The sequence below is a fragment of the Pseudomonas sp. SWI44 genome (genome assembly GCF_002947915.1).
In the GTDB taxonomy this organism is placed as follows: domain Bacteria; phylum Pseudomonadota; class Gammaproteobacteria; order Pseudomonadales; family Pseudomonadaceae; genus Aquipseudomonas; species Aquipseudomonas taiwanensis.
This window is the reverse complement of sequence record NZ_CP026674.1, coordinates 1,903,016-1,927,328: the sequence shown is the minus strand read 5'-3', so window position 1 is coordinate 1,927,328 and position 24,313 is coordinate 1,903,016. Positions and strand designations below refer to the sequence as shown.

23 protein-coding genes are annotated in these 24,313 nt (G+C 63.3%); 17 read left to right on the top strand and 6 right to left on the bottom strand.

The window, feature by feature from the left end; all coding sequences use genetic code 11:
• Positions 1-27: 27 nt before the first annotated feature.
• Entirely contained in the window at positions 28-738 is a 711-nt protein-coding gene (locus C4Q26_RS09200) for a membrane integrity-associated transporter subunit PqiC (protein ID WP_027907960.1), read from the top strand.
• A gap of 110 nt (positions 739-848) precedes the next feature.
• Here C4Q26_RS09200 and C4Q26_RS09195 read toward each other — a convergent pair whose 3' ends face one another.
• The gene (locus C4Q26_RS09195; protein WP_027907961.1) at positions 849-2,306 is read right to left on the bottom strand and encodes an AhpA/YtjB family protein; all 1,458 of its coding nucleotides are present in this window, start codon (positions 2,304-2,306) and stop codon (positions 849-851) included.
• A gap of 135 nt (positions 2,307-2,441) precedes the next feature.
• Between C4Q26_RS09195 and serB the strand changes: the two genes are divergently transcribed.
• Positions 2,442-3,656, top strand: a complete 1,215-nt coding sequence (gene serB, locus C4Q26_RS09190) for a phosphoserine phosphatase SerB (RefSeq protein ID WP_023378452.1) — start codon at positions 2,442-2,444, stop codon at positions 3,654-3,656.
• A 257-nt stretch (positions 3,657-3,913) separates the two neighbouring features.
• Positions 3,914-4,315 (top strand): hypothetical protein, encoded by a 402-nt coding sequence (locus C4Q26_RS09185; protein WP_027907962.1) that lies wholly within the window; start codon positions 3,914-3,916, stop codon positions 4,313-4,315.
• A 52-nt stretch (positions 4,316-4,367) separates the two neighbouring features.
• Here the strand turns inward: C4Q26_RS09185 and asd are convergent, their stop codons facing one another.
• Genes asd through C4Q26_RS09170 form a run of 3 tightly spaced genes read right to left on the bottom strand, consistent with a single transcriptional unit; the run spans position 4,368 to position 7,630 of the window.
• Complete coding sequence (gene asd / locus C4Q26_RS09180; protein WP_023378454.1) at positions 4,368-5,231, bottom strand: archaetidylserine decarboxylase; 864 nt, start codon at positions 5,229-5,231, stop codon at positions 4,368-4,370.
• 9 nt (positions 5,232-5,240) lie between these two features.
• Positions 5,241-6,050, bottom strand: coding sequence for a rhodanese-like domain-containing protein (locus C4Q26_RS09175; RefSeq protein ID WP_023378455.1), 810 nt, complete (start codon positions 6,048-6,050; stop codon positions 5,241-5,243).
• Positions 6,051-6,094: 44 nt separating this feature from the next.
• Positions 6,095-7,630 (bottom strand): HDOD domain-containing protein, encoded by a 1,536-nt coding sequence (locus tag C4Q26_RS09170; RefSeq protein ID WP_023378456.1) that lies wholly within the window; start codon positions 7,628-7,630, stop codon positions 6,095-6,097.
• A gap of 130 nt (positions 7,631-7,760) precedes the next feature.
• On the opposite strand from C4Q26_RS09170, the gene motA reads away from it, so the two are divergent.
• Both motA and motB read left to right on the top strand, forming a co-directional pair.
• Entirely contained in the window at positions 7,761-8,612 is an 852-nt protein-coding gene (motA, locus tag C4Q26_RS09165) for a flagellar motor stator protein MotA (protein ID WP_023378457.1), read from the top strand.
• A gap of 3 nt (positions 8,613-8,615) precedes the next feature.
• A complete protein-coding gene (gene motB, locus C4Q26_RS09160; protein ID WP_023378458.1) occupies positions 8,616-9,638 on the top strand; it encodes a flagellar motor protein MotB in 1,023 nt (340 codons plus the stop codon).
• Between the two features lie 35 nt (positions 9,639-9,673).
• Here motB and rsgA read toward each other — a convergent pair whose 3' ends face one another.
• Entirely contained in the window at positions 9,674-10,705 is a 1,032-nt protein-coding gene (gene rsgA, locus C4Q26_RS09155) for a small ribosomal subunit biogenesis GTPase RsgA (RefSeq protein ID WP_104883013.1), read from the bottom strand.
• A gap of 146 nt (positions 10,706-10,851) precedes the next feature.
• Between rsgA and orn the strand changes: the two genes are divergently transcribed.
• Positions 10,852-11,394: an oligoribonuclease gene (gene orn, locus C4Q26_RS09150; RefSeq protein ID WP_104883012.1), complete on the top strand. Its 543-nt coding sequence runs from the start codon at positions 10,852-10,854 to the stop codon at positions 11,392-11,394.
• A 91-nt stretch (positions 11,395-11,485) separates the two neighbouring features.
• Complete coding sequence (locus C4Q26_RS09145; RefSeq protein WP_023378461.1) at positions 11,486-12,097, top strand: trimeric intracellular cation channel family protein; 612 nt, start codon at positions 11,486-11,488, stop codon at positions 12,095-12,097.
• Between the two features lie 151 nt (positions 12,098-12,248).
• Here the strand turns inward: C4Q26_RS09145 and queG are convergent, their stop codons facing one another.
• Positions 12,249-13,313 (bottom strand): tRNA epoxyqueuosine(34) reductase QueG, encoded by a 1,065-nt coding sequence (queG, locus tag C4Q26_RS09140; protein WP_104882236.1) that lies wholly within the window; start codon positions 13,311-13,313, stop codon positions 12,249-12,251.
• Positions 13,314-13,378: 65 nt separating this feature from the next.
• Between queG and C4Q26_RS09135 the strand changes: the two genes are divergently transcribed.
• From C4Q26_RS09135 to C4Q26_RS09090, 10 genes are all read left to right on the top strand, one after another.
• A complete protein-coding gene (locus tag C4Q26_RS09135; protein ID WP_023378463.1) occupies positions 13,379-14,239 on the top strand; it encodes an NAD(P)H-hydrate dehydratase in 861 nt (286 codons plus the stop codon).
• The gene (tsaE, locus tag C4Q26_RS09130; RefSeq protein WP_023378464.1) at positions 14,227-14,700 is read left to right on the top strand and encodes a tRNA (adenosine(37)-N6)-threonylcarbamoyltransferase complex ATPase subunit type 1 TsaE; all 474 of its coding nucleotides are present in this window, start codon (positions 14,227-14,229) and stop codon (positions 14,698-14,700) included. Before C4Q26_RS09135 ends, tsaE begins: the two co-directional genes overlap by 13 nt.
• Before the next feature lie 11 nt (positions 14,701-14,711).
• Positions 14,712-16,139, top strand: coding sequence for an N-acetylmuramoyl-L-alanine amidase (locus tag C4Q26_RS09125; RefSeq protein ID WP_023378465.1), 1,428 nt, complete (start codon positions 14,712-14,714; stop codon positions 16,137-16,139).
• Positions 16,136-18,043: a DNA mismatch repair endonuclease MutL gene (gene mutL / locus C4Q26_RS09120; RefSeq protein WP_023378466.1), complete on the top strand. Its 1,908-nt coding sequence runs from the start codon at positions 16,136-16,138 to the stop codon at positions 18,041-18,043. Before C4Q26_RS09125 ends, mutL begins: the two co-directional genes overlap by 4 nt.
• A 1-nt stretch (position 18,044) precedes the next feature.
• Positions 18,045-19,016, top strand: coding sequence for a tRNA (adenosine(37)-N6)-dimethylallyltransferase MiaA (gene miaA / locus C4Q26_RS09115; protein ID WP_104883011.1), 972 nt, complete (start codon positions 18,045-18,047; stop codon positions 19,014-19,016).
• A 94-nt stretch (positions 19,017-19,110) separates the two neighbouring features.
• Positions 19,111-19,371 carry an RNA chaperone Hfq gene (gene hfq, locus C4Q26_RS09110; RefSeq protein WP_003258160.1) on the top strand — a complete coding sequence of 87 codons (261 nt, stop codon included), beginning with the start codon at positions 19,111-19,113 and terminating at the stop codon, positions 19,369-19,371.
• A gap of 12 nt (positions 19,372-19,383) precedes the next feature.
• Positions 19,384-20,685, top strand: coding sequence for a ribosome rescue GTPase HflX (gene hflX / locus C4Q26_RS09105; protein ID WP_023378468.1), 1,302 nt, complete (start codon positions 19,384-19,386; stop codon positions 20,683-20,685).
• Between the two features lie 96 nt (positions 20,686-20,781).
• Complete coding sequence (gene hflK, locus C4Q26_RS09100) at positions 20,782-21,954, top strand: FtsH protease activity modulator HflK (RefSeq protein ID WP_023378469.1); 1,173 nt, start codon at positions 20,782-20,784, stop codon at positions 21,952-21,954.
• Entirely contained in the window at positions 21,954-22,823 is an 870-nt protein-coding gene (gene hflC, locus C4Q26_RS09095) for a protease modulator HflC (protein WP_023378470.1), read from the top strand. Before hflK ends, hflC begins: the two co-directional genes overlap by 1 nt.
• A gap of 301 nt (positions 22,824-23,124) precedes the next feature.
• The gene (locus C4Q26_RS09090; RefSeq protein WP_023378471.1) at positions 23,125-24,312 is read left to right on the top strand and encodes an ATP phosphoribosyltransferase regulatory subunit; all 1,188 of its coding nucleotides are present in this window, start codon (positions 23,125-23,127) and stop codon (positions 24,310-24,312) included.
• The last annotated feature ends 1 nt before the right edge of the window (position 24,313 follow it).

The window sequence follows — 24,313 nt, the reverse complement described above, 5'->3', positions numbered from 1 at the left end:
CTGGTGGCGACCGCCTGGATGGGATGAATGAAATTCCTGCGCCTTCCATTTGCGCTGCTGATGACGGGTTTGCTGGGACTGGGCGGATGCAGCATGCATCAGCCCATGGCCCTGTACCAACTCGATAGTGGTGATCCCGGCCAGCCTTCGCAGAGTGCGGGCATGGCCGTGGTGCTCGGCCCGGTATCGATCGCCGATTACCTGCAGCGCGAAACCTTCCTGCAGCGTCAGCCTGACGGCAGCTTGAGTTCGGCCACCGATGGCCGTTGGGCGGGCAGCCTGTCGGCGGATATCGATCAATTGCTGGTACGTCAGCTGGCCTGGCGCCTGGACAGCCAGCGCGTCGTCCTGGCCCCGGCGAGCACGGGCTTCACGCCGGACGTGCAGGTGCTGCTGTCGATTACCCGCCTGGATTCGGGCAAGAACCAACCGGCGATCCTCGACGCCCAGTGGCGTCTGCTCGACCGTCGTGGCCACGTCCGTGACAACCGCATCGTCCACCTCGAGCAGCCGCACGAGGGTAGCGAAGCTTCGCAAGTGCAAGCCCAGGGGCAGTTGCTGCAGAAGCTGGCTGAACAGTTGAGCACCGCGGTCAAGCCGTTGGCCAATCAACCGGCCATCGCCGAAGAGGCGCCGAAGAAACCCGCTGCACCGGTGCAGGTGAAGAAAGGGCCAGAGAAATCCAAGATTCCGATGGCGTCACCGATTCGTACCGATATGGAAGTCTATCGGTTCTGATCGAACCGCCAGGCAAAAAAAGGCCCGCATCGCTGCGGGCTTTTTTGTGTCTGGCATTCTGGCCATGCAGCCTCTGCAGGGCGCCGGCTCCAGGAACGCTTGGCCGGCGATCAGGCTCGGCGCTCGTGCATGCGCGCCAGTTGCCGCTCCAGCATCGACGGATAAGGCTCCATCAAGCGTTCTACGCAGCACGCGCCTTCAGGGCTGGCGATCGGCCGGATACGAGCCCGCTGGCGAATCAGGTTGTCATCGCTGATCTGGCGCTCGACCAGCAGCAGGTTGCGGCTGTGCTGGGACAGGGCCAGGGCGTCCTGGGCCTTTTCGGTCATCAGCAGGTCGACCTGCTCCATACCTTGCAGATCATCGCCCGATACCAGGCCCAACTGCAGTTGCAGGGTAATACCGCTGTCCGCCACTTCGATCTGCAGTGCATGGCCCAAGGCGCGCAGCAACTCGCCACAGCAGATGGCATTGGTCAGGTAGTCCTCGCCACTGTCGCCACTGTGGAAGAGCACCAGGGTGCTGCCGTCATTGAGCGTGTAGGTTTCGCCTTCGTACAGCGACGCCGCTTGTTCCAGGCAGTCGCGGTAACGCTCCAGCAGCTCGGTCAGGCGTGTGCGTGGCAAACGGCGCAGCTGCTCCTGGGAGCCCAGCTGGACCGCTAGCACTGCGGTGTTCTGCGGCTCGCTGGAGGAGACAGCGCTGGCCTTGGGGGGGCTGTCTTCGTCCAACAGCCCGGCAAACGCCTCATCGTCTTCGTCGTCCGCCTGCGCCACGGCGTGCGCTCGTGGTGCTGGCTTGGCGGTGGTGGCGACGTCGTGCAGGTCGTCGAAGCTGTCCTCGTCGTCTTCCTCTTCCTCCGGCTCCGGGGGCGGAGGAGGGGCCAGGCGTGCGTGCAGTTGGCGAGCCAGGTCGCCGATTTCATCCTGACGGTCGGTAGCCGGGGTATAGGGGTGCGGATCACGCAGCCATACGCGCAGTTGCAGCAGCGGCGTGGTGATGTAACGGCCCTGGCGCAGGCTCAGGCTCAAAGCCAGTGCCAGTAGGATCGCAGCCAGGATGCCCATGCTTTGCAGGCTGATCAGCATCGGTTGCTGGAACTGGCTCATGTCCAGGCTGATGCGCAGTTGCCCGGCGGTCACGTCCTGGAAGGTGATTTTGGTCTGATACAGGCCCTCGGCCTCGCCCAGCAGGCTGTTGCGCGGGCGCTGGCCGGCTTCGGCCAGTATGCGGTTATCCACGCTGTAGATGGCGGCATGGGCTACCAGCGGGTTCTTCACCAGGTTGCCCAGCAGCACGTTGAGGCTGAGGATGTCGTTGGACACCAGCAACTCGGTCGCCGAGGTGGCGGTCTGGGTGGTCAGGCTCTGGCCAAGGGCGTCGGCCTGTTCGTGCATGGCCTGCTTGAATTGCAGGCCCATCACGCAGGCGTAGATCACTAACGCTAGCGCCACCAGGAAAATGTTGGTGATGGCGATGCGCAGTGCCAGGGGAATGCGACGTTGGCGCAGGGCACGGAAGATCATCAGGAAGAAGTTGTCTGGTTTGACGGGCGTAGGCCGGTTCACAGAGCGCGGCTCTTTATGGCGGAAAAGTGTTGCGCAGTATAGCGAGCCGTGTTTTGTCGGCAAAGTATCGTTGGCGCCCGATGGTCACGGAAAATCGGTAGAATGCGCATTTTTCATCGAAGTCGGAGCCAGGTTGTGCGCGAAATCGTCCTGATCAACATCACCGGTGAGGACCGTCCCGGTCTCACTGCGGCCATTACCGGCGTCCTGCTCCAGGGCGGAGTGAACATCCTCGACATAGGTCTTGCGGTCATGCATGGCACGTTGTCGTTCGGCATCCTGGTCGATATCCCGGACAACGAAGTGTCCACCCGCCTGCTGCAAGCCGTCCAGGCCAAGGCCCATGAGCTGAACCTGCAGGCGCGCTACACGCCCATTTCCGAGGCTGACTACCAGCACTGGGCTGACGGTCACGGTGAGGCACGCCACATCGTTACGCTGCTCAGCCGTAAGATCACCCCCGAGCAATTGCAACGGGTGAGTGCGGTCATCAGTAAGTACGAGCTGACCATCGAGCGCATCGAGCGCCTGTCGGCCCGGGTGGTGCTGGATGCCCAGCAGGAAAAAGGCAAGGCCGCCCTGGAGATCTCCGTCCGTGGCGAACCGAGCGATGCCCAGGCCCTGCGCGCGGACTTCTTCGCCCTGTCGGACGAGTTGAAGATCGACATCGCCTTCCAGAAGGACGACCTGTATCGCCGCAATCGCCGTCTGGCGGTGTTCGACATGGACTCGACGCTGATTGAGGCCGAGGTCATCGACGAGTTGGCCAAGGCCGCGGGTGTGGGCGAACAGGTCTCGGCTATCACCGAGCGGGCGATGCGCGGCGAGCTGGATTTTCGCGCCAGCTTCAAGGAGCGCATGGCGCTGCTCAAGGGCCTGGATGTGGGCGTACTGGACGAGATCGGCGCTTCCCTGCGTCTGACCGAGGGTGCCGAGAACCTGTTCGCCGAGCTCAAGCGCCTGGGTTACAAGACCGCGATCCTCTCGGGCGGCTTCTCCTACTTCGCCAAGCAGGTCCAGGCGCGCCTGGGCATCGACTATGTGTTCGCCAACGAACTGGAAGTGGTCGATGGCAAAGTGACCGGCGTGGCCGTGGAGCCGATCGTCGACGCCCAGCGCAAGGCCGACCTGCTGCAGCAACTGGCGAGCGAAGAGGGCCTGCAACTGGACCAGACCATCGCCGTGGGCGACGGTGCCAACGACTTGCCGATGCTCTCGCTGGCCGGCCTGGGCGTGGCCTTCCGGGCCAAACCACTGGTGCGTCAGTCGGCCAAACAGGCGATTTCCACCTTGGGCCTCGACGGCGTGCTGTATTTGCTGGGCATGCGCGACCGCGACGCGCGGGGTTGATCCCAGCCTCTGGTGCCCTGCACGGCACCGTGGGAGCGGCCTCGAGTCGCCAGAGGGCCGCCTGGCGGCCCTTTCCCGGCACAAGGCGGCGTCTGCGGGGCTGAGGGGCGTGGCAACTGGCCGCTACATCGCTGATTGCGAACTGTTCTAAGTCATCCTTTGATCACCATCTAGGCTTGGATCCGTACGGTTCACCCATCGACCGTACTGGCCCGGGGGGAGTCCTCGTGGCTATCAACTTCAAGGAGATGAAGTTCATGTTCAAGTACGCAGTGGAGAATCAGTGGGGCGGTAACTCGGCACCTTGGCACCCGGGCGGGATCTGGGTAATCGGTGGCCGCGACAATCAGAAGGTGGTGTCGGTGGACGTCAAGTCGACCGATGGAGGTCAGACTCTGCAAGGTGTCATGACCTATGCCGGCGAGGGACCGATCGGCTTCCAGGGCAAGCGCATTGCGCAGAACCGCTACCAGGTGCAGAACCAGTGGGGTGGCAGCAGTGCCCCTTGGCATCCGGGCGGGGAGTGGGTGATCGGTGGGCGCGACAACCAGAGCGTCGTCGCCTTGAGCGTCAGGTCCGAGGATGGCGGGCTTACTCTCAACGGTACCAACACTTACAACAACGAGGGCCCGATCGGCTTCCGCAGCCTGCTCGGTTAGCCATTGCTGCCAAGAAGACGCCCCCGGCCTTGCGCCGGGGGCGTTGAAGCGATCAACCTTGTTGCGGCTGAGCCAGCAGCTGGCCCATGCGCACCGCCGAGCCAGCGCCCAGCGACTCGGCCCACTTCACTTGCTCTGGACCGAACAGCACGATGGCGGTCGAGCCCAGCTTGAAGCGACCCAGTTCGGCGCCTTTTTCCAGATGAATCGGCGCACGGCTGCCTTCGTCATAGCGGAACGTCTTCAGCTCACGCTTGGGGGGCGTGACCAGGCCTGCCCAAACGGTTTCGATCGAGGCGACGATCATCGCACCGACCAGCACCACGGCCATCGGGCCCCGCTCGGTATCGAACAGGCAGACCACACGCTCGTTGCGGGCGAACAGTTCGGGGACGTTCTCCGCGGTGGTCTGGTTGACCGAGAACAGGCGGCCCGGCACATAGACCATTTCGCGCAGGGTGCCGGCAAGCGGCATGTGCACGCGGTGGTAGTCCTTGGGCGACAGGTAGATGGTGGCGAATTCACCGCCCATGAAGGGCGCCGCCAGGGCAGGGTCGCCGCCCAGCAGCTCCAGCGCGCTGAAGCTGTGGCCCTTGGCCTGGAAGATCCGGCCGTGCTCGATCGGGCCCAGTTGGCTCACCGCACCGTCGGCCGGGCAAAGGATCGCGCCGGGGGTTTCGTCCAGCGGGCGCGCGCCTGGCTTGAGGGCGCGGGTGAAGAAGGCGTTGAAGTGCTCGTAGGCGGTGAGGTCTTCGACCAGTGCTTCGTTCATGTTCACCTGGTAGCGCTTGGCGAACCAGGCGGTAAAGGCATTCTTGAACCAGCGCGCGCGGCACTCGGCGATGCAGCCCGCCAGCCGCGACAGCAGATGATGCGGCAGCAGGTACTGGCTGATGATGAACAAACGGGATTTCATGCAGGTTCCTTAGACTTCTACAGGCGTGTCCGGGTGGTTGCCCCATTCGCTCCACGAACCGGCGTAAGCCTTGATGCGCGGGTAGCCAAGGGCTTTGGCCACCAGGTAGGTGAAACCGGAGCGGCGGTGGGTCTGGCAGTGGGTGATCACTTCCTTGTCCGGCGTGATGCCCAGGCTCTGGAGGACTTCGGCGATGTCCTTGCGGATGCGCAGGTGGTCGTTGAGGTCCATGCCTGCGGTCCACTCGAAGTTGATGGCCCCTGGAATGTGTCCGCCCTTGGCCGCCAGCACCTTCTCGCCAGAAAACTCTTGTGGGCCGCGGGCATCCCAGATCACCAGGTCGTCGGCACCCAGGCGGCTTTGCAGGTATTCGCGGGTGGCGGTGGGCTCCTGGTGCAGGTGCAGTCTTACCGATGTGCTGGCCGCGGCAGGCACGTCGGTGGACAGCTTGTCGGCCGGCCACGACTGGATACCGCCATTGAGGTAGTGGTAGGCCTTGTGACCAATCACATCCAGCAGCCAGATGAAGCGGCCGGCCCAGCCGCCCCCTTCATCGTCGTAGACCACATAGACGGCATCGTCGCGATGGCCGAGTTCGCCGAACAGCTTCTCCAGGTCAGTCAGGGCTGGCAGCAGGCCTGGCGCTGGCGGCTGGCCGAGCTGGGTGCGCTTGCCCTCGACGAAGCGTGCCCCGGGGATATGCCCGCTGACATAGCGGTTGGCGCTGCTCAGGTCGACCAGGATCAGTTGCGGCGAATTCAGGCGTGGCAACAGGTCCTCGGGTTCGATCACCAGGGGCAATCCGGAAAAGTCAGTCATCCACGTTCTCCAGTGTGGAAAGAGGGGCGATTGTAGCGCAAGGCTCAGGCGTTGCGGGTGGCAAACACCGCCAGAGCACGCTCGATGCATTGCGCGGTCTTGCCGAAAGCTTGCACGCTGACATCGGCCAGTGGCTTGCCGCCCTGGTCGGCCACGGCCAGCATCAGCACCTGGTCGTTGACCGCCAGCGAACGCAGCAACACATGCTCGCTGCGAAAGAACGCGCGTAGGGGGGGAGGCAGCAGTGCTGAGAACTGGGCATGGTTTTCGGGTGTCAGGCGCAGCTGGCCGGCCTTGCTGACCAGCTTCTGCAACAGCCTGTTCTGAGCAACCGGCAAGGCGATCGCCGCCGCCTCCTTGGGCAGCCCGGCGGCTTGCTGGACGCGCAGCAGGTCGCTGGCCTTGTCCAGGGTCAACAGCAGGATGCGCTGCATGCCGCATGCCTGCAAGGCTTGGCGCGCCTGGTTGGACAAGTGCACGGCGTTGGTGAATGGGCTGGGTTGCGCGAGCATCTGCTCGCACAGCTTGCGCCAGGCGCCCAGGTCCTCGCGGGTAGGGGGCGGTGGTGCCAGCATGTCAGGGTGCGGGCGGCGCTGATGCCATGGCCAGATAAGGGCTTCGGCAGGGTGGAACAGGGCATGCCTGGCGTGGCGGCGGGCGCTGGCGGCCGCCTGTTGGTGAACCTGTTGCTGCACGTCTTCCAGCGAAGTCTGCAGGTAGAGCGCGGTCAGTAACTGCCAGCGCAGTAGGTGCGGATTGTCCCAGCCGACCTGGGCCGCCAGCGCGAGGTTGTTGGCCAGCAGCACGGTGTTGGCCGGTTGATTGAACCAGCGGCTCAGGGCGGGCGCTTCGTCCAGGCGATGCTGCTGGCTCAGCAGGTCCTGATCGCGGGCGATGCTCAGGATCTGGCTCAGTTGCTCACGTTCTTCCAGCAGCAGGCGATAGCCTTGTGTCACCCATTGCGACAGGCGCCAGTGCTCGGCCACGGCTTGGCACAGCGCCAGGATGCGCACGCCAAACAGTTCGGACTCGACCTCTGCGGCCTCTTCGCCTTTGTGGATAACACGCAGCTCCCAGGCATCGAGCAGCTTCGGGTAGGCCAAGGCCATGGGCCACAAGGGCGACAGGAACAGCAGGCTGCCCCAGTGGATCTCTTGCCACAGCCGCGCCAGGCGGCTGGCGAACAGGCCGTTGGCCTGCTGCGAGGCGTGCTGGCTGATCAGCAGGAATTGGCGCAGCACGGGCGGGATATCGTCATCGGGCAGCGCGGGCAGGCGCATCAGCAGTTCCCGGGTGCGCCCCAGGCCCAGGCGATTGAGGGCGATTTCCAGGCTTTCGGCCGGTTCCGCCAGGCTGGCGTTGGCCGGGTGATTGGCCTCGCGCATCACTGACAGCACCAGGGCCGGGCTGTCCTGCATCAGTTCGGCAATGTCGCGCAGGGAGCGGCGGCTGTCGTTGATCGCCGACAAAACTGTGTCATGGCTCTGCTTCGGCACCGGCAATCGGACACTGTCCAGCAGTTTGATCCACGCGTCTAATGTACGCGGAGCCTGAGTAGGTACCTTAGTTTCAATTGGCATTTTGACATCAGTCCGAACTGGCTTTTCGCATTGAGTGGCTATAGTCTGGCGCAGTTCTGCCGATAAGTAGAAGAAGAGTTTTAAGGCTCCCGTCCCTCATCCTGACCACGACTGCAAGTGCTTTGAACCTATGGCTAAAATTATCGGCATCATCGTCGTATTCGCGAGCGTGCTCGGCGGGTACGTGCTTTCCCACGGCAAGATCGCGGCACTGATCCAGCCGTTCGAAGTGCTGATCATCGGTGGGGCGGCCTTCGGCGCCTTCATGCAGGCCAACCCTGGTTACATGACCATGCATGTAATCAAGAAGTCGCTGAAGATGTTTGGCTCGCGTTTTACCCATACCTTCTACTTGGAGGTGCTGGGCCTGGTGTACGAAATCCTCAACAAGAGCCGTCGCGAAGGCATGATGGCCATCGAGAGCGATATCGAGGATGCAGCGGCCAGCCCGATCTTCGCAAAATACCCCGCAGTGCTTGGCGATGAGCGCATGACCGCGTTCATCTGCGACTACTTGCGCATCATGTCCACCGGCAACATGGCGCCCCACGAGCTGGAAGGGCTGTTCGACATGGAGCTGCTGAGCATGAAGGAAGAGCTCGAGCACCCATCCCATGCGGTCAACGGCATCGCCGACGGCATGCCCGGTTTCGGTATCGTCGCGGCGGTACTGGGTATCGTGGTGACCATGGCTTCGCTGGGTGATGGCGACCAGAAATCGATCGGTCTGCACGTGGGTGCGGCGCTGGTCGGTACCTTCTTCGGTATTCTGGCGGCCTATGGTTTCTTCGGTCCACTGGCCAAGTGCCTGGAGCACGATGCCAAGGAAGAACTCAACCTCTACGAGGCGATCAAGGCCTCGCTGGTGGCCTCGGCCTCTGGTATGCCGCCTTCGCTGGCCGTCGAGTTCGGTCGCAAGGTGCTGTATCCGAAGCATCGTCCGAGCTTTGCCGAATTGGAACAAGCGGTTCGCGGTCGCTGAGTCATGGAAAACAACCAGCCGATAATCATCAAGCGCGTCAAGCGCTACGGCGGCGGTCACCATGGCGGCGCCTGGAAGATCGCCTTCGCCGACTTCGCCACGGCGATGATGGCGTTCTTCCTGGTGTTGTGGTTGCTGTCTACCGCCACGCCCGAGCAGAAACTCGCCATCGCCGGTTATTTCAAGGACCCGATCGGATTCACCGAAAGCGGCACACCCTTCATCATCGACTTGGGTGGTTCGCCGCAGTTGGCTCCGGAAAAGACCATCAACCCGGAGCAAAAATCCGAGCCTACACCTGATACCAGCATTCAGCTGAACGAAGACCAGGTGCAAACCATGGCCGAGCAGGTGGAGCGCGAGCGCCTCGAACTGCTGCTGCAGGAGTTGCAGAACAAAGTCGAGGAGAACCCGCAGCTGCAGAAGTTCAAGGACCAGATTCTCTTCGAGATCACCCAGGACGGCTTGCGTATCCAGATCATGGACGCCGAGAACCGCCCGATGTTCGACCTGGGCAGCGCACGCCTGCAGCCGTACTTCGAAGATATCCTGCTGGCCATGGCTGACACCATCAAGGCGGTGCCTAACAAGATCAGCATCAGCGGTCACACCGATGCCAAGCCTTATGCCGGTACCGGCGAGTTCGGCAACTGGGAGCTTTCGGCCAACCGAGCCAATGCGGCGCGCCGTGCACTTGTCGCAGGCGGCTACCCGGATGAGCAGGTGGCGCGGGTAGTAGGCTATGCCTCATCGTCGCTGTTCGATCGCAAGAACCCGTTCAACCCGGTCAACCGGCGTATCGACATCATCGTGCTGACGAAAAAGGCCCAGCGCACCATCGAGGGTGAGCAAGGTACACCGGAGACGCCGCCTGCCGAGACGCCCGCGCCCGCAGCGCCTGGAGCACCCGGAGCATCGGCGGCGCCGGCGCCGACCGAGGCACCGATGCAGCCGCGTGAGCTACGGCAGAAGCTGAACATCTTCGAAGACGGTGTGTTGAAGATGGACGAGGCCAAGGACCAGTAGCCGGTCAGGGCCGCTTTGCGGCCCATTGCCGAGGCTCAGTAACTGTCTTCGGGCAAACTGGCGATGATCGAGCGGTAGCTGTTCATCCGCTGCTGCTTGATGCGCCCATCCTCCAGCGCCTTGAGCAGTGCGCAACCCGGCTCGCGATCATGCTTGCAGTCGCGGAAGCGGCACGTCCCGAACAGGTCGCGAAACTCGATGAATCCATCCTCGACATCGTTGCGGCTGACGTGACCCAGGCCGAACTCACGGATCCCCGGTGAGTCGATCAGGTCGCCGCCGTTGGGGAAGTGGTACAGCCGTGCGGTAGTGGTGGTGTGGGTGCCTTGGCCCGACCACTCCGACAGATCGCCGACGCGGGTGCTGGCCTCGGGCAGCAGGCTGTTGACCAGCGAAGACTTGCCAACCCCGGATTGACCGACGAACACGCTGATGTGCTCGTTCAGCATCTGCTGCAGGCGTTGCATGCCATCGCCGTGATGCGCCGAAACCTCAAGCAGCGGGTAGCCCAGGTCGCGGTAGACCTCGAGCAGGGCATGCAGCGCCGGGCCGTTCTCTTCGTTGATGAGGTCGGCCTTGTTCAGCAGCAGCAGCGGGCGAATACCGGCGTGCTCGGCGGCCACCAGGTAGCGGTCGATCAGGTTGGGGTGCGGTTCGGGCGCCGGGGCGAAGACGATCACGATCAAGTCGACGTTGGCCGCCACCGGTTTGAGCTGGCCATGGTTGTTCGGTCGGCACAGCTCGGTACTGCGGGGCATCTGCGCGACGATCACGCCGATGCCTTGGTTGCCTGCACGCCAGACTACGCGGTCGCCGGTCACCAGCGCTGGCAGGTTGGCCCGCAGGTGGCAGCGAAACACCTGGCCGGCAATCTCGCCGTCCTGGGCCTCGACCTCGACTTGTACGCCGAAGTGGGCGATCACCAGGCCCAATTGCTCCGGCCCCAGGTCGCCGCCCTCCAGCTCCTGCAGGACATGCTGCTCGCGTTTGGCGGCGCGAGCGGCGCGCTCGTTCTGGATTTTTTCGATGCGCCAGTTCTGGCGGCGGTTGAGCTGGCGTTTGGCCATGAAGGTTCCGTGTTGGCGGTGCACAAAAGAAAACGGCACGCAGTTTAGCATGCCGGGCGACGGACCATTCTCGTTACCTTTGCGCTTCGAATGCATCGGTCAGCCCCGCTAGGCTACTATGACGGCCTATACGAGGAGCCCCTTTCATGCAGAACCCACAGAACCTGATCTGGATCGATCTGGAAATGACCGGCCTGGATCCGGACAACGACGTCATCATCGAGATGGCCACCATCGTTACCGACAGCGACCTGAACACCTTGGCCGAAGGCCCGGTGATCGCCATCCACCACAGTGACGAAGTGCTGGCGCGCATGGACGAATGGAACACTCGCACCCACGGTGCCTCGGGGCTGACCCAGCGCGTGCGCGAGAGCAGTATCAGCATGGCCGAGGCCGAGGCGCATACCATCGCTTTCCTCGAACAGTGGGTGCCCAAAGGCAAGTCGCCGATCTGCGGCAACAGCATCTGTCAGGACCGCCGTTTCCTTTACCGGCACATGCGCGAGCTGGAAAACTACTTCCACTACCGCAACCTTGACGTCTCGACCCTCAAGGAGTTGGCCGCACGCTGGGCGCCTAACGTGCGCGACAGCTTCAAGAAGGGCGGAACCCATCTGGCGCTGGACGATATCCGCGAATCGATCGCCGAATTGCGCCACTATCGCGAGCACTTCATCAAGGTTTGAGCCGTGAGGGTGCAGATATTGTCTGCACGCCCTCTTTTGGTGCCCTTGGCAACTGGTTAGACTGCGCGCCTTTTTCGCAGGGATCTGCACCATGTTGTTGATGCTCTATCTCATTGCCATCACCGCAGAAGCCATGACCGGCGCCTTGTCCGCCGGTCGACGTGGCATGGACTGGTTTGGCGTGGTGCTGATCGCCTGCGTCACGGCCCTTGGGGGCGGCTCGGTGCGTGATGTCTTGCTCGGCCATTATCCGTTGACCTGGGTGAAGCACCCGGAGTACCTGGTGCTGACCAGCTGCGCTGCGCTGCTGACGATTTTCATCGCGCCGATGATGCGTCGCCTGCGCTCGTTGTTCCTGGTGCTCGATGCGCTGGGGCTGGTGGCCTTTACCCTGATTGGCTGCATGACGGCGCTGGAGATGGGGCAGGGGATGCTGGTGGCCTCGATCAGCGGAGTGATCACCGGGGTGTTTGGCGGGATCTTGCGGGATATCTTCTGCAACGATATTCCGCTGGTGTTCCGTCGGGAGCTGTATGCCAGTGTGTCGTTCGCGGCGGCTTGGTTCTACCTGGGGTGCGTGCATTTCCAGGTGCCAGCGGAGCAGGCCATGCTACTGACCTTGTTCGGTGGGTTCCTGTTGCGCTTGTTGGCAATCAGGTTCCATTGGGAAATGCCCAAGTTTCACTATAACGACCAGCAGTAAGAGCGGGCTGCGACGGGCAGTAATGCCAGTGGTTCGAATGGGCCTGAGATCGCGGTAGGCGCGAGCGTTGCTCGCGATACGCCCGCGCGGGCGGCGCTCGATCTCCCGCGCACTGAACGCTGCGAGACGACCCCGCCAGCTTCGACCTCCTCTACAGCGCTCCATGCCGCCCCAGCGCCCATTCCACGTGCTCGCGCACCAGCGCCGAAGGGTCGTCCCGGCGCGCCTTCAACGCTTCCAGCACCGGAATCGTCGTCGGCGCATTGCCCAACCCCACCGCCAGGTTGCGCAGCCAGCGCTCGTACCCGGCGCGGCGCAATGGCCCTCCTTCGGTCTTGCGCAGGAAGGTCCTCTCGTCCCACAGGAACATCTCGGCCAGTTCGCTGTTCTCCAGCCCGTGTCGAGGCATGAAGTCGTCCTCGCGGGTGTGGCTGGCGAATCGGTTCCACGGGCAGACGATCTGGCAGTCGTCGCAACCGAATACCCGGTTGCCGATCATCGCGCGCAGTTCCACCGGAATGGCACCCTTGAGCTCGATGGTCAGGTAGGAGATACAGCGCCTGGCATCCAGCACGTAGGGCCCCACGAACGCCTGGGTCGGACAGATGTCCAGGCATGCCTGGCAGCGTCCGCAGTGCTCGCTGGTGTGGGCTTCGTCCACCGGTAACGGCAGGTCGACGAACAGTTCGGCGAGGAAGAAGTAGCTTCCGGCTTTGCGGTTGAGCAGCAGGGTGTTCTTGCCAATCCAGCCAAGCCCGGCCTGTTCGGCAATGGCCTTTTCCAGCACCGGGGCACTGTCGACGAAGGCGCGATAGCCGAAGGGGCCGATCACCTCCTGGATGCGGTCGGCCAGATGCTGCACGCGCTTGCGCACCAGCTTGTGGTAGTCGCGGCCCAGGGCGTAGCGCGAGACGTAGGCTTTTTCCGGCTGGGCCAGGCGCTGGGCCATCTGGGTATCGCCGGGCAGGTAGTCCATGCGCAGCGACACCACCCGAAGGGTGCCAGGAATCAGCTGGTCGGGGTGCGAGCGCTTGCTGCCGTGGGTCGCCAGGTAGTCCATCTCGCCCTGGTAGCCTGCATCCAGCCAGCGCTGCAGGTGCTGTTCGTGCTCGCCAAGGTCGACGCCGGCGATGCCAACGTGGGCAAAACCGAGTTCGCGGCCGAAATCCTTGATCGATTGGGCCAGTGCGGCGAGGTCAGGTGTGGAGACAGGCATGGATGGGTAAGGCAATACAGGCTCAGGTGCGTATAATTCTGCCAGACATTGGAGCCTTTGACCCCATGCCCCAGACCAAACAACCCGGCAATGCCCCGCTGCGACTCGACCGCGAGACCGTCGCGGGCCTGCCTGCACGTTCTGCACAGGCTCACAAAGGCGATTTTGGCCACGTGCTGGTGGTGGGCGGCGACCTCGGCACCGGGGGCGCCGTGTTGCTCAGTGCCGAGGCGGCATTGCGCTGTGGTGCCGGGCTGGTCAGTGTGGCCACCCGTCCCGAGCACGTTGCAGCGGGCCTGGCTCGGCTGCCCGAGGTGATGTGCCTTGGGGTGAGTTCGGCGAACCAACTGGTGAGCGTGCTGGAGCGGGCGTCGGTGCTGGTTGTCGGCCCAGGCCTCGGGCAGGCTGCCTGGGGACGCAGCCTGCTGTCTGCGGTAGCCAATGCCGATCAACCTCAGGTGTGGGATGCCGATGCCCTGAATCTGCTGGCACGCACGCCTTTGGCCTTGCCCAGCGGGAGCATCCTCACCCCACACCCTGGTGAGGCTGCGCGTCTGCTGGGTATTTCCACCGAGGCGGTGCAGGCGGATCGACCTGGGGCGGCGCGTAAGCTGGCTCGCCGCTATGCCAGTGTGTGCGTGCTCAAGGGGGCGGGCTCACTGGTGGCCGACCCATCAGGGCGGTTGGCATTGTGTGAGCGTGGTCATCCGGCGATGGCCGGAGCAGGCCTCGGCGATGTGCTGACCGGCGTGCTGGGGGCATTGCTGGCCCAGGGGCAGGATGCCTGGCGTGCAGCCTGCCTCGGCGTATGGCTGCATGCTTGCGCGGGTGAGCGTCTGGGCGTCGAAGGTAGAGGCTTGGCGGCCAGTGATCTGGCGCCGGTCATTCGTGAGTTGTTGGAGGAGCATTCTGCGTGTCAGGCATAACCCTTTTTCTGGCCGATGAAGAGGCCATGGTCGCCTTTGGTGCGAAGCTGGCTGGAGTGACCGGCGGTCACGGCGTGATCTTTCTCGAAGGCGACCTGGGCGCGGGCAAGACCACGCTGTCGCGGGGCCTGATTCGCGGCCTGGGCCATACGGGGGCAGTGAAAAGCCCCACGTTCACCGTGGTCGAGCCCTACGAAATCGGTGATGTGCGCGCCTTCCATTTCGACCTTTACCGCCTGGTCGATCCTGAAGAGCTCGAGTTCATGGGGATTCGTGACTATTTCGAAGGTGACCCGTTGTGTCTGTTCGAGTGGCCACAAAAGGGTGCGGGCGTTTTGCCAAAGCCTGACCTGACCATTACCATAAGCCCCCAAGCGGGCGGACGCTCGCTGAACCTGTCGCCGCAGGGGGCTCGCGGCGAGGCATGGTGCCTGGCACTGGCCAAAGACTATAAACAGTAAGTGGGGTAGGTATGCGCATACGCGCACTGGTCGCCGTGGTAGGGCTGCTGCTGACAGCGGTGACCGTTGACGCTCTGGCCGTCACACAAGTCAAGAGCATGCGCCTGTGGCGCGCGCCGGACAACACGCGGCTGGTCTTCGACCTGTCTGGCCCCGTGCAGCACAGCGTCTTCACCTTGAGCGCTCCGGATCGCCTGGTCATCGACATCAACGGTGCGACCTTGGCCGCGCCGCTGAACGTCTCCACGTCCAATACGCCGATCAGCAGCGTGCGTTCCGCCCAGCGGACCCCCACCGACCTGCGCGTGGTGGTCGACCTGAAGAAGTCGGTCACGCCAAAGAGCTTCACCCTGGCGCCCAATGCCCAGTATGGCAACCGCCTGGTGGTCGACCTGTACGACCAGGAAGCCGATGCCGTTGCTGCCAGCACGCCAGCCGCGCCGCCAGCACAGGCGCCTGCGACCACCCCTGCGGTCCCAGTAACCCCAGCCCAGCCGGCCATCAAGTTGCCGCCGGTGCCCAGTGGCAAGCGCGATATCGTGGTTGCCATCGACGCCGGCCACGGTGGCGAAGACCCGGGGGCTTCGGGTTCGCGTGGTCAGCACGAGAAAGACATCGTGCTGCAGATCGCCAAGGAGCTGCAGCGCCAGATCAATACCGAGAAGGGCTACCGCGCCGAGCTGACCCGCACCGGCGACTACTTCATTCCGCTGCGTAAACGCACCGAGATTGCCCGTAAGAAAGGCGCAGACCTGTTCATTTCTATCCACGCCGATGCCGCGCCGTCCCGTGCCGCCTTCGGTGCCTCGGTGTTCGCGTTGTCCGATCGAGGTGCCACTTCCGAGACTGCCCGCTGGCTGGCGGACACGGAAAACCGCTCCGACCTGATCGGTGGTGCGGGCAACGTCAGTCTGGACGACAAGGACCGCATGCTGGCCGGAGTGCTGCTCGACCTGTCGATGACCGCCACGCTCAGCTCGAGTCTCAATGTCGGCCAGAAGGTGCTGGGCAACATGGGACGGGTCACTTCCCTGCACAAACAGCGGGTCGAGCAGGCCGGGTTCATGGTGTTGAAGTCACCTGATATCCCGTCGATCCTCGTGGAAACCGGGTTCATCTCCAACAACAACGAAGCTGCCAAACTGGCCACCGCCAGCCACCAGCAAGCCCTGGCGCGCTCGATCCATACCGGCGTACGCCAGTACTTCCAGCAGAACCCGCCACCTGGCACCTACATCGCCTGGCTGCGCGACAGTGGCAAGATCGCCCAGGGCCCGCGTGAACATACCGTGCGTCCCGGCGAAACATTGGCGATGATCGCCGTGCGCTACCAGGTCAGCGTGGCCAGCCTGCGCAGCAGCAACAGCCTCAAGAGCGATGAGCTGAAGGTCGGCCAGCACCTCGATATCCCCGCCACCACCCTGGCCTCTCAGCAATGAGTGGGGGCTCGCGCATCCAGCTGCTCAGCCCGCGGCTGGCCAACCAGATCGCTGCGGGCGAGGTGGTCGAGCGCCCTGCTTCGGTGGCCAAGGAACTGCTGGAAAACAGCCTTGACTCGGGCGCACGTCGCATCGATGTCGAAGTGGAGCAGGGCGGGGTCAAGTTGCTGCGGGTCCGCGACGACGGTGGCGGTATCTCCGCCGACGACCTGCCGCTGGCCCTGGCTCGACACGCCACCAGCAAGATCCGCGAACTGGAAGACCTTGAAGGTGTATTGAGCCTCGGTTTCCGTGGCGAGGCACTGGCGTCGATCAGTTCGGTGGCGCGGCTGACCCTCACCTCGCGCACTGCCGATGCCACCGAAGCCTGGCAGGTCGAAACCGAGGGGCGGGACATGACCCCGCGCGTACAGCCTGCCGCGCACCCGGTCGGCACTTCGGTAGAGGTGCGCGACCTGTTCTTCAATACCCCGGCCCGACGTAAGTTCCTCAAGGCCGAGAAAACCGAATTCGATCATCTGCAGGAAGTCATCCGACGCCTTGCGCTGGCGCGATTCGACGTGGGTTTCCACCTGCGCCACAACGGCAAGAGCATCCTCAGCCTGCACGAGGCCCACGACGAGGTTGCGCGGGCGCGACGGGTCGGCGCCATTTGTGGGCCGGGGTTCCTGGAGCAGGCACTGCCGATCGACGTCGAGCGCAACGGTTTGCGTCTGTGGGGTTGGGTCGGACTGCCCACGTTCTCGCGCAGCCAGGCCGACTTGCAGTACTTCTTCGTCAATGGCCGCGCGGTGCGCGACAAGCTGGTCGCCCACGCGGTGCGCCAAGCCTACCGCGACGTGCTGTTCAATGGCCGGCACCCGACCTTCGTGCTGTTCCTGGAGCTGGAGCCCAACGGCGTCGACGTCAACGTGCACCCGACCAAGCACGAAGTGCGGTTCCGCGAAGGGCGCATGGTGCACGACTTCCTGTACGGCACCTTGCACCGGGCCTTGGCCGATGTGCGTCCGGAAGACCAGCTGGCGGCACCGGCCCCTGCGGCGGAAATCGTCCGTCCCAGTGGTCTGCAGGCGGGAGAGTTCGGCCCGCAGGGCGAAATGCGCCTGGCCTCGCCAGTGCTCGAGCAGCCCCAGGCCGAGCCGCGTTCCTATTCCAGTACTGGCAGTGGCGGTAACGGTGCCGGTTACCAGTACTCGTATACGCCGCGCCCGTCCCAGCCGGTACCGGCTGCCGAGGCGCAAGCGGTCTATCGCGAGTTCTACGCGCCGTTGGGCGGCACCACCGGCGCGCCAGTATCGCTGCCTGAGGGCAAGGGTGACATTCCGCCCCTCGGTTACGCCCTGGCGCAGTTGAAGGGCATTTACATCCTCGCCGAGAACGCGATCGGCCTAGTGTTGGTGGACATGCACGCCGCCCATGAGCGGATCATGTATGAACGCCTCAAGGTGGCCATGGCCAGCGAGGGGCTCAGTGGCCAGCCGTTGCTCGTGCCTGAGACGCTGGCCTTGAGCCAGCGAGAAGCCGACTGCGCCGAAGAGCACGCCCAATGGTTCCAGCGACTGGGTTTCGAATTGCAGCGCCTGGGCCCCGAGACCCTGGCGATCAGGCAGATTCCGGCACTGCTCAAGCAGGCCGAGGCCAACCGTCTGGTGCAGGACGTGCTCGCTGACCTGATGGAGTATGGCACCAGCGACCGTATCCAGGCGCACCTGAACGAACTGCTGGGCACCATGGCCTGCCACGGCGCGGTGCGCGCCAACCGGCGCCTGGCCATCCCAGAGATGAACGCCCTGCTGCGCGACATGGAAAACACCGAGCGCAGCGGGCAGTGCAACCATGGCCGACCCACCTGGACCCAGATGGGCCTGGACGACCTGGACAAACTTTTCCTGCGCGGTCGATGACATGAGCGGCAAGCCTCCAGCGATTTTTCTCATGGGCCCGACAGCGGCCGGCAAGACCGACCTCGCCATCGAGCTGACCAAGGTGCTGCCGTGCGAACTGATCAGCGTCGATTCGGCGCTGGTCTATCGCGGCATGGACATTGGTACCGCCAAGCCTTCCAAAGAGGTGTTGGCCGCCCATCCGCACCGGCTTATCGATATTCTCGATCCGGCTGAAAGCTATTCGGCGGCGCATTTCTGTCGTGATGCCCTGGAGGCCATGGCCGAGATTACCGCGCGCGGCAAGATCCCACTGCTGGTCGGTGGCACCATGCTCTACTACAAGGCCTTGGTCGAAGGGTTGGCTGATATGCCCGCCTCGGACACCGCGGTACGCGCAGAACTCGAAGCCTTGGCCAACGAACAGGGCCTCGGCCAATTGCACCGCCAATTGGCCGAGGTCGACCCGGAATCGGCAGCGCGTATTCACCCCAATGACCCTCAGCGGCTGATTCGCGCCCTGGAGGTTTACCGAGTCAGTGGCGAGACAATGACGGCACATCGCCAGCGTCAATACGCGGAAAGTCGCGCCGCAGACGCAGGCGCGGGCGGGCATTTGCCCTATACTGTCGCGAGTTTGGCGATAGCTCCTACAGATCGTCACATTTTGCATCGGCGAATTGCGCTACGATTTTCGCAGATGCTGGAACAGGGCTTCGTCGACGAGGTCCGATCGCTGCGAGCCAGAAGTGACTTGCACGCCGGACTGCCGTCTATACGGGCAGTGGGGTATCGGCAGGTCTGGGATTACCTCGATGGCCAGCTGACTGAGAATGAGATGCGCGAACGCGGTATCATTGCCACCAGGCAGCTGGCCAAGCGGCAGTTCACCTGGTTGCGAGGCTGGAACGATGTCCATTGGCTCGACAGCCTGGCCTGCGACAATCTGCCCCGCACCTTGAAATACCTGGGGACCGTCTCCATATTGAGCTGAGTCCCTGCTCATTGCCGTCTATTCTTGCGATGGGGCGGCAGAATTTATTGATTTTTCTGATTTTCTACTATTGATCCTTACAGGAGTGCGGCATATGTCAAAAGGGCATTCGCTACAAGACCCTTACTTGAACACCTTGAGAAAAGAAAAGGTCCCGGTTTCCATCTACCTGGTAAACGGTATCAAGCTGCAGGGCTCGATCGAATCTTTCGACCAGTTCGTGGTACTGCTGAAGAACACCGTCAGCCAGATGGTCTACAAGCACGCCATTTCGACCGTGGTTCCAGCCCGTCCGGTTCGCCTGCCAAGCCCGTCCGATTCCGAACACGGCGACAGCGAGCCAGGCAACGCCTGATAGGAGCCTGCATTGTTCTTTGAGCGCCACGGTGGTGGTGAGCGGGCACTGCTCGTTCACTTGGAAGGTCAGAACCCTGAGGCGCGCGAAGACCCGCAGGAGTTTCAGGAGCTGGCGCTGTCGGCCGGAGCGGATATCGTTTCGCTGGTTACAGTGGCAAGGCACCAGCCCACAGCCAAATACCTGATTGGCAGCGGCAAGGTCGAGGAATTGCGCGACCTGGTCAAAGCCGAGCAGGTAGACCTGGTGATTTTCAATCACACCCTCACGCCCAGTCAGGAGCGCAACCTCGAGCGAGTCTTCGAGTGTCGCGTGCTTGACCGTACCGGGCTGATCCTCGATATCTTCGCCCAACGGGCGCGTACCCATGAAGGGAAGCTGCAGGTCGAACTGGCCCAGCTCGAGCACATGAGCACGCGACTGGTGCGCGGCTGGACCCACCTCGAACGACAGAAAGGGGGTATCGGCCTTCGCGGTCCGGGTGAAACCCAGCTGGAAACCGACCGCCGCCTGTTGCGGGTTCGCCTGCGTCAGATCAAGGCGCGGCTGGAGAAGGTGCGCAGCCAGCGCGAGCAGGCCCGCCGTGGCCGCAAGCGCGCGGAAATCCCGTCGGTGTCGCTGGTGGGTTACACCAACGCCGGCAAATCCACCTTGTTCAACGCCCTGACCGCTTCCGAGGTCTATGCTGCCGACCAACTGTTCGCCACCCTCGACCCGACCTTGCGCCGTCTCGAACTGGACGACCTTGGGCCGATCGTGCTGGCCGATACCGTGGGCTTCATTCGTCATTTGCCGCACAAGCTGGTCGAGGCATTTCGGGCTACGCTCGAAGAGTCGAGCAACTCCGACCTGCTGTTGCATGTAATCGATGCCCATGAGCCAGAGCGCATGGAGCAGATCGAGCAGGTGCTGGCGGTTCTGGGCGAGATCGGTGCCGAAGGCTTGCCGATCCTCGAGGTCTATAACAAACTCGACCTGCTCGAAGATGTCGAGCCGCAGATCCAGCGCGATGCCGATGGCAAGCCGCAGCGGGTCTGGGTGTCGGCTCGTGATGGGCGTGGTCTGGAGCTGGTTGGCCAGGCGATTGCCGAGTTGCTGGGGGATGATCTGTTTGTCGGTACCCTTTGCCTGGAGCAACGTTTTGCCCGCTTGCGTGCGCAATTCTTCGCCCTGGGTGCCGTGCAAAGTGAAGAGCATGACGAAGAAGGGCGCAGCCTGCTGAGTATCCGGCTGTCCAAGGTCGAGTTGAATCGCCTGGTCAGCCGCGAAGGCATGGAGCCGCAAGTGTTTGTCGAGCAACACACTTTGCAATAAATGCCCGGTGAGGTCGTCGGGCAGCAGTGGCAGGCATTCTGTAGCATTGGACGGCGCGCCGTGGGCGCGTCTTTGCTTTATCAGATGGAGAGCGCTATGGCTTGGAACGAGCCGGGTGGCAACTCGAACAATCAGGATCCCTGGGGCGGCCGTCGCGGTGGCGGCGGTGGTGGCGACAAGAAAGGTCCGCCGGATCTGGACGAGGCCTTCCGCAAGCTGCAGGACAGCCTGAACGGCATGTTCGGCAGTGGCAAGAAACGCGGTGGTGACCGCAACGTCGGCAAAGGTGGAGGCCTGGGCCTGCTGGGCATAGGCCTGGCAGTACTGGCGGCCATCTGGCTGTACAGCGCCGTGTACGTGGTCGACGAGCAGGAGCAGGCCGTCGTGCTGCGCTTCGGCAAGTACTATGAAACGGTCGGTCCCGGCCTGAACATCTACTTCCCGCCCATCGATCGCAAGTTCATGGAAAACGTCACGCGTGAGCGTGCCTATACCAAGCAGGGCCAGATGCTGACCGAAGACGAGAACATCGTCGAGGTGCCGCTGACCGTCCAGTACAAGATCAGCAACCTGCAGGACTTCGTGCTCAACGTCGACCAGCCTGAGGTGAGCCTGCAGCACGCGACCGAAAGTGCCCTGCGCCATGTGGTGGGCTCCACCTCCATGGACCAGGTGCTGACCGAAGGTCGTGAGCAGATGGCCGTGGATATCCGCGAACGCCTGCAGCGCTTCCTCGACACCTACCGTACCGGTATCACCGTTACCCAGGTCAACGTACAGAGCGCGGCAGCCCCGCGTGAAGTGCAGGAAGCCTTCGACGACGTGATCCGTGCCCGCGAGGACGAGCAACGTGCCCGCAACCAGGCTGAGTCCTACGCCAACGGCGTGGTGCCGGAAGCCCGTGGTCAGGCTCAGCGCATCATCGAGGATGCCAACGGCTATCGCGACGAAGTGATCGCCCGCGCCAAGGGTGAAGCCGACCGCTTCACCAAGCTGGTCGCCGAGTACCGCAAGGCACCTGACGTCACCCGTCAACGTCTGTACCTGGAAACCATGCAAGAGGTGTACAGCAACTCGAGCAAGGTCATGGTGGCAACCAAGGATGGGCAGAACAACCTGCTCTACCTGCCGTTGGACAAGATGGTCGAGGGCAGCCGCAATGCTGCCGCACCGGTCGGCAGCGTGCCTGCCTCGGTCAACGATGCCGCGTCGCGTGCGGTGCAGGACATGCAACAGCAACAGCCGCCGCGCACTAGGGAGAGCCGCTGATGAGCAATAAATCGCTGATCGCCCTGATCGCCGCTGTGGTGCTGGCCATCGTGGCCTGGAACAGCTTCTACATCGTGTCTCAGACCGAACGTGCGGTACTGCTGCGCTTCGGTAAGGTGGTCCAGGCGGATGTCCAGCCCGGTCTGCACGTGAAGATTCCGTATGTGAACCAGGTGCGCAAGTTCGACGCCCGCCTGATGACCCTCGACGCTCCGACCCAGCGGTTCCTGACCCTGGAGAAGAAGGCGGTGATGGTCGACGCCTACGCCAAGTGGCGCGTCAAGGATGCCGAGCGCTTCTACACGGCCACTTCCGGCATGAAGCAGATCGCCGACGAGCGTCTGTCGCGTCGTCTGGAGAGCGGCCTGCGTGACCAGTTCGGTAAGCGCACTCTGCACGAAGTGGTCTCCGGTGAGCGCGATGCGTTGATGGCTGACATCACCGCCTCGCTGAACCGCATGGCCAGCAAGGAGCTGGGTATCGAAGTCATCGACGTCCGCGTCAAGGCCATCGACCTGCCGAAGGAAGTCAACCGCAGCGTGTTCGACCGCATGAGCACCGAGCGTGAGCGTGAAGCCCGTGAACACCGCGCCAAAGGTAACGAATTGGCCGAAGGTATTCGCGCCGATGCCGACCGTCAGCGCCGTGTACTGCTGGCTGAAGCCTATCGCGAAGCTGAAGAGACCCGAGGTGATGGCGATGCCCAGGCGGCAGCCATCTACGCCAAGGCCTACACCCAGGACGCCGATTTCTATGCGTTCTACCGTAGCCTGCAGGCGTACCGCGAGAGCTTCTCCAGCAAGAGCGACGTGCTGGTCCTGGATCCGAAGAACGAGTTCTTCCGCTTCCTGGACAAGAGCAAGCCATGATGATCTGACCCCTTATCGGACCAGAAACCACCCCGCCTGGCAGCTAAAACACCAGTCGGGGTGCATCCTGAATGAAAAGGGGTGTATGATGCGGCAGCCGGGAAATTTCCCGGCTTTTTTGCGTCTGCAAGGTTGATTGGTCGAAGGCCAGTTGACGGTTTGGTCAGGACGCAAGGCAATTCGAGGGTATTGGCTACGGTGGTTGCGCTGGGATCGGTGCTGCCCGCTGCTGTGCGCCAATACCTGCTTCACTGACGGCTAGCCACAGGCAGGCCGCCCGGACCAGAGGGGAAATGGCGTAATGGCAACGGTAGACCGCTGGCTGCTGCCAGATGGCATCGAGGAAGTACTGCCACCTGAGGCTGCGCGCATCGAGATCGCGCGTCGCCAGGTGTTGGACCTGTTCCAGAGTTGGGGCTACGAACTGGTCGTCACCCCACATATCGAGTACCTGGAGTCGCTGTTGACCGGCGCCGGCCAGGACCTGGATCAGCGCACCTTCAAAGTGGTCGACCCGCAGTCTGGCCGCCTGATGGGCTTCCGCGCCGACTTCACCCCGCAGGTAGCGCGCATCGACGCCCACACCCTGCGCCGTGAGGGCCCGAGCCGCCTGTGCTACGCCGGCAGCGTGCTGCATGCCCAGCCGCGTGCCCTGTCCACTTCGCGCAGCCCGATCCAGCTGGGCGCCGAGCTGTACGGTGATGCCAGCCCCACCAGTGATGTCGAGGTCATCAGCCTGATGCTCGCCACGCTGCAACTGGCCGATGTGCCGGATGTACACATGGACCTTGGCCACGTCGGTATTTACCGAGGTCTGGCCCGAGCCGCCGGCCTGTCCGGTGCGGTCGAGCAGCAGCTGTTCGATGCGCTGCAGCGCAAGGCGGTCGATGAAGTGCAGGCGCTCACCGCCGACTTGCCGAAAGACCTGGGCAACATGCTGCGTGCCCTGGTCGAGCTGTGCGGTGGTCGCGAAGTACTGGCCGAAGCCCGCGTGCGCCTGGGCCGTGCCCCGGCCAGCGTGCTGGCGGCGCTGGATGATCTGCTGGCGATCGCCGATCGCCTGGCGTCGCGCTACCCGGACTTGCCGCTGTACTTCGACCTTGGCGAGTTGCGCGGTTACCACTATCACACTGGCGTGGTGTTCGCGGTGTTCGTGCCTGGCGAGGGTCAATCGATCGCCCAGGGCGGCCGTTACGACGACATCGGCGCCGATTTTGGCCGGGCACGCCCTGCCACCGGTTTCTCCACGGATTTGAAGACCCTGGTCACACTGGGGCGAGCGGAGGTCGTATTGCCAACTGGCGGCATCTGGATGCCCGACAGTGGCGACGCGGCCCTCTGGCAGCAGGTCTGCCAGTTGCGCAACGAGGGCCAGCGTGTGGTCCAGGCCCTGCCTGGCCAGCCGTTGAGTGCTGCTCTCGAGGCGGATTGTGATCGGCAATTGATTCAGCAAGACGGGCGCTGGCAGGTACTGCCGCTGACCCAGTGAG

Bases quoted from the DNA above. Each gene is read 5' to 3' on its own strand.
- C4Q26_RS09200 (WP_027907960.1), top strand. From the start codon at position 28: ATGAAATTCCTGCGCCTTCCATTTGCGCTGCTGATGACGGGTTTGCTG.
- C4Q26_RS09185 (WP_027907962.1), top strand. From the start codon at position 3,914: ATGTTCAAGTACGCAGTGGAGAATCAGTGGGGCGGTAACTCGGCACCT.
- asd (WP_023378454.1), bottom strand. From the start codon at position 5,231: ATGAAATCCCGTTTGTTCATCATCAGCCAGTACCTGCTGCCGCATCAT.
- C4Q26_RS09175 (WP_023378455.1), bottom strand. From the start codon at position 6,050: ATGACTGACTTTTCCGGATTGCCCCTGGTGATCGAACCCGAGGACCTG.
- C4Q26_RS09170 (WP_023378456.1), bottom strand. From the start codon at position 7,630: ATGCCAATTGAAACTAAGGTACCTACTCAGGCTCCGCGTACATTAGAC.
- motA (WP_023378457.1), top strand. From the start codon at position 7,761: ATGGCTAAAATTATCGGCATCATCGTCGTATTCGCGAGCGTGCTCGGC.
- motB (WP_023378458.1), top strand. From the start codon at position 8,616: ATGGAAAACAACCAGCCGATAATCATCAAGCGCGTCAAGCGCTACGGC.
- rsgA (WP_104883013.1), bottom strand. From the start codon at position 10,705: ATGGCCAAACGCCAGCTCAACCGCCGCCAGAACTGGCGCATCGAAAAA.
- orn (WP_104883012.1), top strand. From the start codon at position 10,852: ATGCAGAACCCACAGAACCTGATCTGGATCGATCTGGAAATGACCGGC.
- C4Q26_RS09145 (WP_023378461.1), top strand. From the start codon at position 11,486: ATGTTGTTGATGCTCTATCTCATTGCCATCACCGCAGAAGCCATGACC.
- queG (WP_104882236.1), bottom strand. From the start codon at position 13,313: ATGCCTGTCTCCACACCTGACCTCGCCGCACTGGCCCAATCGATCAAG.
- C4Q26_RS09135 (WP_023378463.1), top strand. From the start codon at position 13,379: ATGCCCCAGACCAAACAACCCGGCAATGCCCCGCTGCGACTCGACCGC.
- C4Q26_RS09125 (WP_023378465.1), top strand. From the start codon at position 14,712: ATGCGCATACGCGCACTGGTCGCCGTGGTAGGGCTGCTGCTGACAGCG.
- mutL (WP_023378466.1), top strand. From the start codon at position 16,136: ATGAGTGGGGGCTCGCGCATCCAGCTGCTCAGCCCGCGGCTGGCCAAC.
- miaA (WP_104883011.1), top strand. From the start codon at position 18,045: ATGAGCGGCAAGCCTCCAGCGATTTTTCTCATGGGCCCGACAGCGGCC.
- hfq (WP_003258160.1), top strand. From the start codon at position 19,111: ATGTCAAAAGGGCATTCGCTACAAGACCCTTACTTGAACACCTTGAGA.
- hflK (WP_023378469.1), top strand. From the start codon at position 20,782: ATGGCTTGGAACGAGCCGGGTGGCAACTCGAACAATCAGGATCCCTGG.
- hflC (WP_023378470.1), top strand. From the start codon at position 21,954: ATGAGCAATAAATCGCTGATCGCCCTGATCGCCGCTGTGGTGCTGGCC.
- C4Q26_RS09090 (WP_023378471.1), top strand. From the start codon at position 23,125: ATGGCAACGGTAGACCGCTGGCTGCTGCCAGATGGCATCGAGGAAGTA.